At 55.7% G+C, this 12,316-nt stretch carries 11 protein-coding genes; 3 read left to right on the plus strand and 8 right to left on the minus strand.

The features are described from left to right. The first annotated feature begins 76 nt into the window (after positions 1-76). On the plus strand, positions 77-685 hold the full coding sequence (lexA, locus tag FJD38_RS02750; protein WP_029611310.1) for a transcriptional repressor LexA: 609 nt from the start codon (positions 77-79) through the stop codon (positions 683-685). A gap of 12 nt (positions 686-697) precedes the next feature. Then, on the plus strand, positions 698-1,171 hold the full coding sequence (sulA, locus tag FJD38_RS02755; protein WP_122784047.1) for an SOS-induced cell division inhibitor SulA: 474 nt from the start codon (positions 698-700) through the stop codon (positions 1,169-1,171). 78 nt (positions 1,172-1,249) lie between these two features. Here the strand turns inward: sulA and FJD38_RS02760 are convergent, their stop codons facing one another. The 7 genes from FJD38_RS02760 to FJD38_RS02795 form a co-directional block, all read right to left on the minus strand. Beyond that, complete coding sequence (locus FJD38_RS02760; RefSeq protein ID WP_122784046.1) at positions 1,250-1,483, minus strand: hypothetical protein; 234 nt, start codon at positions 1,481-1,483, stop codon at positions 1,250-1,252. A 118-nt stretch (positions 1,484-1,601) separates the two neighbouring features. Continuing rightward, positions 1,602-2,123, minus strand: a complete 522-nt coding sequence (locus tag FJD38_RS02765; RefSeq protein ID WP_146383855.1) for a DUF6586 family protein — start codon at positions 2,121-2,123, stop codon at positions 1,602-1,604. Between the two features lie 206 nt (positions 2,124-2,329). After that, complete coding sequence (gene topA / locus FJD38_RS02770; protein WP_122784044.1) at positions 2,330-4,957, minus strand: type I DNA topoisomerase; 2,628 nt, start codon at positions 4,955-4,957, stop codon at positions 2,330-2,332. Between the two features lie 99 nt (positions 4,958-5,056). Beyond that, positions 5,057-5,308 (minus strand): DUF1653 domain-containing protein, encoded by a 252-nt coding sequence (locus FJD38_RS02775; RefSeq protein WP_122784043.1) that lies wholly within the window; start codon positions 5,306-5,308, stop codon positions 5,057-5,059. An 85-nt stretch (positions 5,309-5,393) separates the two neighbouring features. Next, positions 5,394-6,569: an acetyl-CoA C-acyltransferase FadA gene (gene fadA, locus FJD38_RS02780; RefSeq protein WP_122784042.1), complete on the minus strand. Its 1,176-nt coding sequence runs from the start codon at positions 6,567-6,569 to the stop codon at positions 5,394-5,396. A gap of 27 nt (positions 6,570-6,596) precedes the next feature. Beyond that, positions 6,597-8,744, minus strand: coding sequence for a fatty acid oxidation complex subunit alpha FadB (gene fadB / locus FJD38_RS02785; RefSeq protein WP_122784041.1), 2,148 nt, complete (start codon positions 8,742-8,744; stop codon positions 6,597-6,599). A gap of 424 nt (positions 8,745-9,168) precedes the next feature. Continuing rightward, a complete protein-coding gene (locus FJD38_RS02795; RefSeq protein ID WP_122784040.1) occupies positions 9,169-9,606 on the minus strand; it encodes a hypothetical protein in 438 nt (145 codons plus the stop codon). A gap of 102 nt (positions 9,607-9,708) precedes the next feature. Between FJD38_RS02795 and FJD38_RS02800 the strand changes: the two genes are divergently transcribed. Continuing rightward, on the plus strand, positions 9,709-10,167 hold the full coding sequence (locus FJD38_RS02800) for a universal stress protein (RefSeq protein ID WP_146383856.1): 459 nt from the start codon (positions 9,709-9,711) through the stop codon (positions 10,165-10,167). Between the two features lie 79 nt (positions 10,168-10,246). Here FJD38_RS02800 and FJD38_RS02805 read toward each other — a convergent pair whose 3' ends face one another. Next, positions 10,247-12,163, minus strand: coding sequence for an ATP-binding cassette domain-containing protein (locus tag FJD38_RS02805; protein ID WP_122784038.1), 1,917 nt, complete (start codon positions 12,161-12,163; stop codon positions 10,247-10,249). Positions 12,164-12,316 lie beyond the last annotated feature (153 nt).

Here is a 12,316-nt window from a genome sequence, read left to right on the forward strand (position 1 = left end):
CAGGAAATGGATGATTGCCAATAGGCCTTCACTGTATATAATCCCAGTCACTGTATAAAAAAACAGAGCGATCACCATGTTAAAACTGACGCCACGCCAAGCAGAGATCCTGGCTTTCATCAAGCGATGCCTGGATGACAACGGATACCCGCCCACCCGTGCCGAGATCGCACAGGAACTGGGCTTCAAGTCCCCGAACGCCGCCGAAGAGCACCTCAAGGCATTGGCCCGCAAGGGCGCCATCGAGATGACCCCAGGCGCGTCACGCGGCATTCGCATCCCGGGCTTTGAGGCCAAGGCCGACGAGTCAACACTGCCCATCATTGGTCGCGTCGCTGCTGGCGCCCCGATCCTGGCCCAGGAACACGTCGAAGAATCCTGCAACATCAACCCGACTTTCTTCCACCCTCGGGCGGACTACCTGCTGCGGGTTCAGGGCATGAGCATGAAAGACGTCGGCATATTTGATGGCGACCTTTTAGCCGTGCATACCTGCCGCGAGGCACGTAATGGTCAGATTGTCGTGGCGCGTATCGACGACGAAGTGACCGTAAAACGCTTCAAACGAGAAGGCAGCAAAGTCTGGCTTATCGCTGAAAACCCCGATTTCGCGCCCATTGAAGTGAATCTCAAAGAGCAGGAACTGGTAATCGAAGGCCTGAGCGTAGGCGTTATACGTCGCTAATTAGGAGGCGCCATGCAGTTCCCGCACACACCGCTGCCTGCACAACTACCCCTGTTCGAAGTGTTCATGGCGCAACCCATGCCCACCACGATCAAAGAAGTGCTTGAAACACCCTGGAGCGCAGAACCTGAAGTATTCAGCGAACTGTCTTTACGCGGTGCCGCCGAGAACTGCCTGAACCTGCTTGCGCCTATGCTGCGCGAACTAAGCGAACAGCAACATGCACGCTGGCTGACCCTGATTGCGCCGCCGCCGAGCCTGACCCAAAGCTGGCTGCGCGATGCGGGCCTCAACCGAGAGCGTATTTTGCTGTTACAACCCAACGGCAATAAAAGCGCGCTACAACTGACCTGCGAAGCCCTTCGACTGGGCCGCAGTCACACCGTAGTGAGCTGGATCAACCCACTGAACAGCGCCGCGCGCCAACAGTTGATCGGCGCAGCACGCACAGGCAACGGGCAAAGTCTGAATATTCGCTTGGGGTAAATAGCCAATACAACCATGGGGTATAGGGCCAATGCAGAACGCATTAGCCTTGCCGTGGTTCAGAGCTGTGCGGAGCGCTTAATGAAGAATGCGTGGCCCTTCATCTTGCACAAGTTCGCCTTCAGCCAAACGGCCGGCCATTTGCACACCTACACTCAGCATGGCTTTCGCCACTTCTACATGCTGCCCCTGAAGAAATGCCTTGGCATCTTCAGAGAAGTCCAGCGTCACCAGAGACCCTTCGTCATCAGCCCGGCGCAGTTCGATACGGCCATCTGGCAATTCGACAATTTCTAGAAAGGACGTTGGCATAAAAAGTTGTTCTCCACGAAAGCGCGAGATTATATCAGTCATCCTTTGACAATTTTCCAGGATATACACAGGAATCATTAGAAAGTGATGACTGACTGTACAGTTTTATGCGCGCCCCTTAGCACTCATTCAGGCCATCACGAAAGCGAATGGCCAGCCCCTTCAGGTTTTGTCGCCACTCTTCCAGGGTTTCATGAGTCAATTGCGGCGACGTCTCCTCTTCAAGATTGACCGCCGCGATCAAGGGCTGAAACACATCAACCTTGATTTTTTTCGGAGCCTGTAACGGTAAATACAACGCAGCATGAGTGGCCACCAATTGTGCCAGCCAGGTCTGAGGCGCTCGCGCCAGCTCTACTAGCTCAGCCAACTCAGGAATCGCCTTTTCATCCAGCATATTCTGAGTGAGCAACAGCTCAACCCGTGGCGCATTGGCTTGAGACAGCCGGTAAAACCCGGCAATTTCATGGCACAGCCCCAACAAAGCGCCGTATAAATGAAAGACAGCCGACTCACGCTCAGCTTGCAGCAATGCCTGTGCATTCATGGCCCGGCCTTCACCCGCCCTCTTCATGGCTTCAAGCGCCAGACCTGCGAAATAGATTTTCTGATTGGTACGGGTATAGAGTTCATGAGCCATACGGGCGCTCCACAACGAAAGGGGTAAAGGCAGTCATGCAGTCTCAGGGAATACAGGCCATGGGAGCAAGCATTTGCTGATAGCCCTGCGTAGCAGCTGCCGCAGGCTGCGTCCGGTCGCGCAGCGATCATAAACCCGCAGATCACAAAAAAACCGCGCAAGGCATGCAGCCCTTGCGCGGTTTTTTATTCAGCGGTCAGCTCAGATCAAGCGTCTTTGTCTTTACGCTTGTCTTCGACCTTCCAGCTATTGCCATCGTAGAACGCGCGCCAGCCCGTAGGCTTGCCGTCTACTTCTGTCTGTACGTACTGCTCTTTGGTTTTGCGGCTGTAGCGAATCACTGCGGGACGACCATCAGGGTCTTTCTTCGGCGCTTCACACAGGAAGTGGTACTTGGGATCAATCTCGTCCTTATGCGGAACAATCTCGATCACCAACGGCGCACGCGTCTCACGGTTTTTCGGGAACTGACTGGCCGCCAGGAACAAGCCAGAGGCACCGTCACGCAAGATATACGTGTCGTTGACCTTCTCGCACTTGAGCTCCGGCATTTTCACCGGGTCCATTTTCGGCGGCGCCGCCTCACCACTCTTCAGCAGTTTGCGGGTGTTTTTACACTCAGGATTGGTGCAACCAAAGAACTTGCCGAAACGCCCGGTTTTAAGCTGCATCTCGCTTCCGCATTTGTCGCACTCCAGGCTCGGCCCTTCGTACCCCTTGATGCGGTAGTTACCTTCTTCGATTTCGTAGCCTACGCAGTCCGGGTTGTTACCGCAGATATGAAGCTTGTGCTTCTCATCCAGCAAGTAAGCATCCATGGCCGTGCTGCAAATCGGGCAACGGTGCTTACCCAACAACACCAGCGATTCGGACTCGCCTTCATCATCGGCGGCAATCTCATCGCCCGGCACCAGATTGACGGTGGCCTTGCAGCGCTCTTTAGGCGGCAAGCTGTAGCCCGAGCACCCCAGGAAAACACCCGTCGAGGCCGTACGAATCTGCATGGGACGACCGCATTCCTTGCACGGAATATCGGTCATGACCGGCTGGTTGGCACGCATGCCGCCTTCAGGCGCCGCTGCGACTTCGAGTTTCTTTTTGAAGTCGCCGTAGAACTCGTCCAGTACGTTTTTCCAGTCGCGCTCGCCGTGAGCCACGTCGTCAAGGTTCTCTTCCATACCGGCCGTAAAGCCGTAGTCCATCAGATTAGAGAAGCTTTCAGACAAACGTTCAGTGACGATGTCGCCCATTTTTTCGGAGTAGAAGCGGCGGTTATGCAACGCCACGTAGCCACGATCCTGAATGGTGCCGATAATCGCGGCATAGGTCGACGGACGACCAATCCCGCGTTTTTCCATCTCTTTCACCAGGCTGGCTTCGGAGTACCGTGCAGGTGGCTTGGTGAAATGCTGGCTCGGATCCAGCTCGATCAGTTTCAGCTTGTCGCCCTGAGCCATGTCAGGCAGAACATCATCGTCGCCCGGCTTGGCAATTTGCGGCATGACACGGGTGTAACCGTCAAATTTGAGGATGCGACCCTTGGCGCGCAGCTCAAAGTCTCCGGCTGCCACGGTGACCGTGGTCGACAGATATTTGGCCGGCAGCATCTGGCACGCTACGAACTGGCGCCAGATCAGCTCATAAAGGCGCTCAGCGTCGCGCTCCATGCCCGACAGCTTGCTTGGATGCATATTCACATCCGAAGGCCGAATCGCTTCGTGAGCCTCTTGTGCGCCTTCCTTGCTGCTGTACACGTTAGGTGCTGGCGGCAGGTAGTCCGCGCCGAATTCACCTTCAATGTACGAACGCGCCATTTCCAGCGCATCAGCCGAGAGGTTGGTGGAGTCAGTACGCATATACGTGATGTAGCCCGCTTCATACAGACGCTGAGCCATCATCATGGTTTTCTTCACCCCGAAGCCCAGGCGATTACTCGCAGCCTGTTGCAGGGTGGACGTAATAAACGGTGCCGAAGGCTTGCTGCTGGTGGGCTTATCTTCACGCTTGACGATGCTGTAGCTGGAAGCCTTTAGCTTCTCCAGCGCCGCCATGGCTTGGGTTTCGTTCAGAGGCTTGAACGCCTCGCCTTTTTCACGGGCGACGTCGAAGCGCACTTTTGCACCCTTGGCGGTGCCGAGGTCTGCATGGATTTCCCAGTATTCTTCAGGGTTGAAGGCGCGGATTTCACGCTCACGCTCAACCACCAGCTTGACCGCCACCGATTGCACACGGCCTGCCGACAGGCCACGGGCGATTTTCGCCCACAGCAGTGGCGACACCATGTAGCCCACTACGCGATCGAGAAAACGACGCGCTTGCTGGGCGTTGACACGGTTGATGTCCAGCTCACCCGGCTTGGAGAAAGCTTCTTGAATCGCCTTCTTGGTGATTTCGTTAAACACCACCCGCTTGTAACGGCTGTCATCACCACCAATGGCTTCGCGCAGGTGCCAGGCAATGGCTTCCCCTTCGCGATCCAAGTCGGTTGCGAGATAGATGGTGTCTGCATCCTTGGCGAGCCGGCGCAGCTCTTCAATCACCTTTTCCTTGCCGGGAAGGATCTCGTACTTGGCTTTCCAGCCGTGTTCGGGATCGACACCCATGCGCGAGATCAGCTGCTTTTGAGCCTTCTCTTTAGGCGACAGGGCTGGCGCTTCGCCGGCCGCGGCCTTACCACGCTTGGCAGCAGGTTCTTTACTGGCGCTAGCCGAACCGCTGGTGGGCAGGTCTCGGATATGGCCGATACTCGACTTCACCACGTACTCGTTGCCCAAGTACTTGTTGATGGTCTTGGCCTTAGCCGGGGATTCCACAATGACCAGCGATTTGCCCATGGATCAGAAAATTCCTGAATTCTAGAAGTGAAAGGCGGTTCGCGCCTGACGCGGCACCGCTATATATAGTGGCTACAAGGTGAGGTCAAGCGCAGGGTGCTACGCGACTGCGTCTTTAGCCTTGGGGAAAATACTCGGTTCTTCCTGAACAAGGGCGAAGCGCGGGACTGTTTTGCCCTCAAACTCCACTGTTTCAAGAAACATGCTCAACGGGCGTACCCAATACCCGAACTCACCATGCAGGGCTTGATAAAAAACGACCTGCTCTTCGGTTTCAGAGTGACGTGCCACATTGAACACCCGGTAATGCGGACCTTTGTAGTGCTGATAGAGCCCAAGTTGTACCGACATATTGCGCCCCCTCAAAGAAAAAAATTTAAAACGCTTAAAAAACAAAACCGGGGCACATGGCCCCGGCTTCCATCAACGCAACGCGTTATACGCGTTCGAAGACGGTGGCAATGCCCTGGCCAAGACCAATGCACATGGTGGACAACCCGAAAGTGCCGCCATTTTGCTTCATTACATTGAGCAAGGTGCCGGAGATACGTGCACCTGAGCATCCAAATGGATGACCCAGAGCGATGGCACCGCCGTGCAGGTTAACCTTCTCATCCATCTTGTCGAGCACTTTCAAATCTTTCAGCACTGGCAGTGCCTGTGCAGCGAAGGCTTCGTTAAGCTCAATGAAGTCGATATCGGCCATATTCAAGCCCGCACGCTTCAATGCTTTTTGCGTAGCCGGTACAGGACCATAGCCCATGATAGCTGGATCCACACCGGCCACCGCCATCGAACGAATCACGGCCAGCGGCTCAAGACCCAGGTCTTTAGCACGCTGAGCAGACATCACGATCATGCACGAAGCACCATCGGTAATCTGCGACGAGGTGCCCGCTGTCACGGTGCCGCCCTTGGGGTTGAACGCCGGCTTCAACGCAGCCAGGCTTTCAAGGGTAGTTTCCGGACGAATGGTTTCATCATAGTCGAAGACTTTCAGGAAACCGTTTTCGTCATACCCTTGCATCGGGATGATTTCGTCTTTGAACTTGCCTTCAATCGTTGCCTTATGGGCCAACTGATGAGAACGCACGCCGAAGGCATCCTGTTGTTCGCGGGTAATGCCATGCATCTTGCCCAGCATTTCAGCGGTCAGGCCCATCATGCCCGAGGCTTTGGCCGCATACAGCGACATGTGCGGGTTAGGATCAACGCCGTGCATCATGCTCACGTGACCCATATGCTCGACGCCGCCTACGACGAAAACGTCACCGTTGCCGGTCATGATCGCTTGCGCAGCTGTGTGCAAAGCGCTCATCGACGAGCCACACAGGCGGCTTACGGTTTGCGCAGCCGAGGTGTGCGGGATCTGGGTCATCAATGACGCCATGCGCGCGATGTTCCAGCCCTGCTCCAGGGTCTGGTTCACACAGCCCCAGATCACATCTTCGACTTCTTTAGGGTCGACCTTGTTATTGCGCTCCAGCACTTTGCTGATCAGGTGCGCAGACATGTCTTCAGCACGGGTGTTGCGGTGCATGCCACCCTTGGAGCGGCCCATCGGGGTGCGACCGAAGTCGACAATCACCACGTCTCTAGGATTCAAGCTCATAATTTCACTCTCACTCTAATGGGGCGCTTAACCGAAGAAGCTCTGGCCGTTTTTGGCCATTTCACGCAGCTTCGCAGTCGGGTGGTACAGCGCGCCCAGTTCAGCGTACTGATCGGCCAGGGCCACGAACTCTGCAACACCGATCGAGTCGATGTAGCGCAGCGCGCCGCCACGGAACAGCGGGAAGCCAATGCCGTAAACCAGACCCATATCGGCCTCGGCTGCGGTTTCAACGATGCCGTCTTCCAGGCAGCGCACGGTTTCCAGACACAGCGGGATCATCATCCAATTGATGATGTCTTCGTCGGTCACTTCACGCTGCTCGTAAACAATGGGCTTGAGCACTTCAAGCACGCTGGAATCAACGACTTTCTTCTGCTTGCCGCGCTTGTCTTCTTCGTAGGCGTAGAAACCCTTGCCGTTTTTCTGACCCAGACGCTTGGCGTCGTACAGCGCATCAATCGCCGAACGGCGATCGTCTTTCATGCGATCAGGGAAACCTTCAGCCATCACGTCACGGCCGTGGTGGCCGGTGTCGATGCCGACCACGTCCATCAGGTAGGCAGGGCCCATCGGCCAGCCGAATTTCTCCATGACTTTATCGATGCGCACAAAGTCGACACCGGCGCTGACCAGCTTGGCAAAACCACCGAAGTACGGGAACAGAACACGGTTGACCAAAAAGCCCGGGCAGTCATTGACCACGATCGGGTTTTTGCCCATTTTCTTGGCGTAAGCAACGGTGGTTGCAACCGCCAGATCGCTCGACTTCTCGCCACGAATCACTTCAACCAGCGGCATCATGTGCACCGGATTGAAGAAGTGCATGCCAACGAAGTTTTCCGGACGCTTGAGGGCTTTGGCCAACAGGCTGATGGAAATGGTCGAGGTGTTGGACGCCAGAATCGCGTCTTCGCGTACGTGGTTTTCGACTTCAGCCAGCACCGCCTGCTTGACCTTCGGATTCTCGACAACCGCTTCGACCACCAGGTCGACGTTGCCGAAATCGCCGTAAGACAGCGTAGGGCGAATGCCGTTAAGTACTTCAGCCATTTTCGCCGGGGTCATGCGCCCTTTATCAACGCGGCCCACCAGCAACTTGGCGGCTTCTGCCAGCCCTTGCTCGATACCGTGTTCGTTGATGTCTTTCATCAGGATCGGCGTACCTTTGGAGGCCGACTGATAGGCAATACCGCCGCCCATGATGCCGGCACCGAGAACGGCAGCCTGCTTCACGTCTTTGGCGATCTTGTCGTAGATCTTGGCTTTTTTCTTCAGTTCCTGATCGTTCAGGAACAGCCCGATCAAGCACTGCGAAGCCGAGGTTTTGGCCAGTTTGGCGAAACCGGCGGCTTCTACTTCCAGCGCCTTGTCACGACCGAAGTTCGCGGCTTTCTGGATGGTCTTGATCGCTTCAACCGGCGCCGGATAGTTCGGGCCCGCTTGGCCTGCCACGAAACCTTTGGCGGTTTCGAACGCCATCATTTGCTCAATGGCGTTCAGCTTGAGTTTTTCAAGTTTCGGCTGGCGCTTGGCTTTGTAGTCCAGCTCGCCACTGATAGCGCGCTTGATCAGATCAAGTGCGGCAGCGCCCAGTTTGTCAGCCGTCACCACAGCATCAACAGCGCTGACTTTCAGCGCGTCTTCGGCACGGTTTTCTTTTCCGGAGGCAATCCACTCAACGGCATTATCAACACCGATCAAGCGTGGCAGACGGACGGTGCCGCCAAAGCCCGGGTAAATGCCCAGTTTGACTTCAGGCAGGCCGATTTTGGCGCTGTCGGCCATGACCCGGAAGTCCGCAGCCAGGCACATTTCCAGACCACCGCCCAACGCAATGCCATTGATGGCAGCGACAGTCGGAACATTGAGGTCTTCGAAATCATTGAAGATCTTGTTGGCTTCGAGGTTGCCAGCAATCAGCTCGGCATCCGGCAACTTGAAGTTTTCGACGAATTCGGTGATATCGGCACCGACGATAAATACGTCTTTACCACTGGAAACGATGACGCCCTTGACCGAGGCGTCTGCCTTGATCGCATCTACCGCCTGACGCAATTCGTTCAGGGTTAGACGGTTGAACTTGTTGACGGACTCACCCTTGAGGTCGAACTTGAGTTCGACGATGCCACTTTCAAGAGCCGTAACCGTGATGGCTTTACCTTCGTAAATCATCAACTGATCTCCAGGATATGGAAGCTGAACAGTACACGTCGCACGCCTGCGTCTGGCCGTCACTGACCTTTGGGCCAATACAGATTCCAATCCGCCAGGCACACCCGCCAACGCGATAATCGGGGTGATGCGAGCATCGTCTTACAGGACAAACACTCGATTCATACGCCCGTTTGATTTGGGTGTCGACACCTTCACGGAAAAGCCAACGATTGTCAATTGTCCAACTCAACGATGATAAAACGACTGGTCGGTCGCAATTTGTAGTCGCTGACGAGGCACGAAGGCTGCGATCGGCGGCAAAGCCTTCGTAAATGCAAGGACGCCTCAGTATCTGACACGTCGCACAACTTGAATATCAAGGTCTGAGCGCCTGGCTCATCGCAGCTTTCGTGCCTCGACAGCGACTACCAGTGCTGCGTACTCAAGCTAATGCCTTGAGCACCTCGTCAATGGCCAGCAGCACTTCAGATTCGCCTTTCTCCCCCCAATACAACGCGATCATCTGCGAGGTGGCTTCGATTTTGTACACGCTAGCCGGCAACTTTTTGAACTGCGTTAACAAACGTTCATCCACGCACTCTTCACGCCACTGATTAACCCATATTCCCGGAGATGATTGCCAATAGCACCACTCATCTGGCTTAGTACTGCGCCGCGGTCGAAGAAACTGAGCACAGGAACCCGGCGGCTCAGGCTCGAGCCAATGAGGCCATTGCTGTTTGGCCAGCTGCATGGACAACCCCATGCGTCGAGCCTCCATGCGCAGCGCCATACGGCCGCTCTGACGGCGCGAAGGCCGCAACCAGGCCAGAGGACTCAAAACCAGCGCCAGGATTGACACCACTATCCATACCGTCATATCTGTACTCTTATTACCTGTTAAACGAATTTGCCGACATGAACCGTGCCCCTTCAAAAAGGGCCATACTCAAAACCATTGTCATCTAAAGGAGCGTTTCACATGCCTTCCACGCTAACGTCCTACAAGCATATTTTAGTCGCCGTCGACCTGACTGAAGAATGTGATCCGGTGATCTATCGCGCCAGCGCAAGTGCCGAGGCTAACGGCGCCAAGTTGTCTCTGATACACATCGTCGAGCCGATGGCGATGGCATTTGGGGGCGACGTGCCGATGGATCTGTCGCAATTGCAGCAACAACAGTTTGACCAGGCCAACGAGCGCCTTGAACGGCTGATCGATAAGTACTCACAACTTACCACCGCCAACTGCCATCTTAAATTTGGCCAGCCTCGGCAGGAAATTCACGCTTTCGCCATTAAAGAAAAATGCGACCTGATCGTCGTTGGCAGTCATGGCCGACACGGTCTCGCTCTGCTGCTGGGCTCTACGGCAAACGACGTATTGCATGGTGCACCGTGTGATGTCCTGGCGGTGAGCCTAAAAAAATCGGATGACTGACTTAGTCTGGATGTAACAAAAAAAAAGCCCGGCCTTTTTGCGTAAAAGGCCGGGCTTTTTCAGTTCAGCAGACGGTCAATCAGGCATCCAGCTCAGCCCAACGCTCCACCAATTGCTCAAGCTCAGCTTGCAGTTTCTCAAGCTTGGCAATCACTTCAGCTGTTTGTGCTGCAGGACGCTGGTAGAAGCCTGCGTCAGCCATTTCGGCTTCGACAGCAGCAATCGCCTGCTCTTTAGCATCAATCTCGCCTGGCAACGATTCCAGCTCACGCTGCAACTTGTAGCTTAATTTCTTTTTAGCGGCCGGGGCCGGCTGAGCAGCGGCTGGAGCCGGTGCTGCTGCCACGACCGCAGAGTTCAAGTCAGCTTTGCCGGACTTGCTCTCGGTCACACCCAACAGACGCGGCGAACCACCCTGACGCAACCAGTCCTGATAACCGCCCACGTATTCACGCACCTTGCCTTCACCTTCGAAGACCAGGGTGCTGGTGACCACGTTGTCGAGGAATGCCCGGTCGTGACTGACCATCAGCACTGTGCCCTGGAAAGTCAGCAGGACTTCTTCAAGCAGCTCCAGCGTTTCAACGTCAAGGTCGTTGGTTGGCTCATCGAGTACCAACAAGTTGGCCGGTTTGCTGAACAGTTTGGCCAGCAACAAACGGGCGCGCTCACCACCCGACAGTGCCTTGACTGGCGTGCGAGCACGCTGAGGGCTGAACAGGAAGTCGCCCAGGTAGCTGAGGACATGGCGGCTCTGGCCGTCGATATCAATAAAATCACGGCCTTCGGCCACGTTATCGATAACCGTTTTTTCCAGATCCAACTGATGACGCAATTGGTCGAAGTACGCCACGTCAATGCGTGTGCCCTCCTCCACTTTGCCTTCAGTCGGTTGCAGGCCACCGAGCATCAACTTCAACAGCGTGGTCTTGCCGGTACCGTTGGCACCCAGCAGACCAATACGGTCGCCACGCTGCAACACCATCGAGAAGTCCTTGATCAGGAACGGACCGCCCGGATGCGCGAAGCTTACGTTTTCAAGCACCATCACTTGCTTGCCCGACTTGTCAGCCGTGTCCAGCAGGATATTGGCTTTGCCGGTACGCTCGCGACGCTCGCTGCGCTCAACACGCAGCGCTTTCAAGGCACGCACGCGGCCTTCGTTACGGGTACGACGGGCCTTGATGCCCTGACGGATCCACACTTCTTCCTGAGCCAGACGCTTGTCGAACAAGGCGTTGGCGGTCTCTTCGGCCGCCAACGTGGCTTCTTTGTGCACCAGGAAACTGGCGTAGTCGCCGTTCCAGTCGATCAGGCCGCCGCGGTCCAGCTCCAGAATCCGGGTCGCCAGGTTCTGCAAGAAGGAACGGTCGTGGGTGATAAACAGAACAGCGCCCTGGAAATCTTTAAGCGCTTCTTCAAGCCAGGCAATAGCACCGATGTCCAAGTGGTTGGTCGGTTCGTCGAGCAGCAGCAGATCTGGCTCGGAAACCAGTGCTTGCGCCAGCAGGACGCGTCGACGCCAGCCGCCGGACAATTCAGCCAGGGTTTTATCAGCAGGCAACTGCAGACGGCTTAGGGTGCTGTCGACCAATTGCTGCAAGCGCCAGCCATCACGGGCTTCGAGGTCTTGCTGGACGTGCATCAGTTTGTCCAGGTCGGCATCGGTCACGATGTTCTGGCTCAGGTGGTGGTACTGAGCCAAGAGCTCACCCACACCGTCCAGACCTTCGGCAACCACATCGAATACTGTCCGCTCGTCGGCTACCGGCAACTCTTGCGGCAACTCGCCTATTTTGAGCCCGGGTGCGCGCCAGACAGAGCCGTCATCGGGTTTTTGATCACCTTTTACCAGCTTCATCATGCTGGATTTGCCGGTGCCGTTGCGGCCGATGATGCACACCCGCTCTCCACGGGCGATCTGCCAGGACACCTTGTCCAACAACGGCGTAGAGCCGAAAGCAAGGGACACATCGCTGAATTTGAGCAGGGTCATGATCTTCTCCGAAAACTGGGCGCGCATTCTACCTGATTTGAGCCCTTTGGCGGCCGGGTATTTCGTCGACGGTGCTCTTCTCCCTCCATTTAGTGCCAACTTGCACCGCATGGCCGCCAATGCTTTCACGGCGCGCTGGCAAAAGGCTAAGCT

The sequence above is a fragment of the Pseudomonas saxonica genome, from assembly GCF_007858365.1.
Classification (GTDB): domain Bacteria; phylum Pseudomonadota; class Gammaproteobacteria; order Pseudomonadales; family Pseudomonadaceae; genus Aquipseudomonas; species Aquipseudomonas saxonica.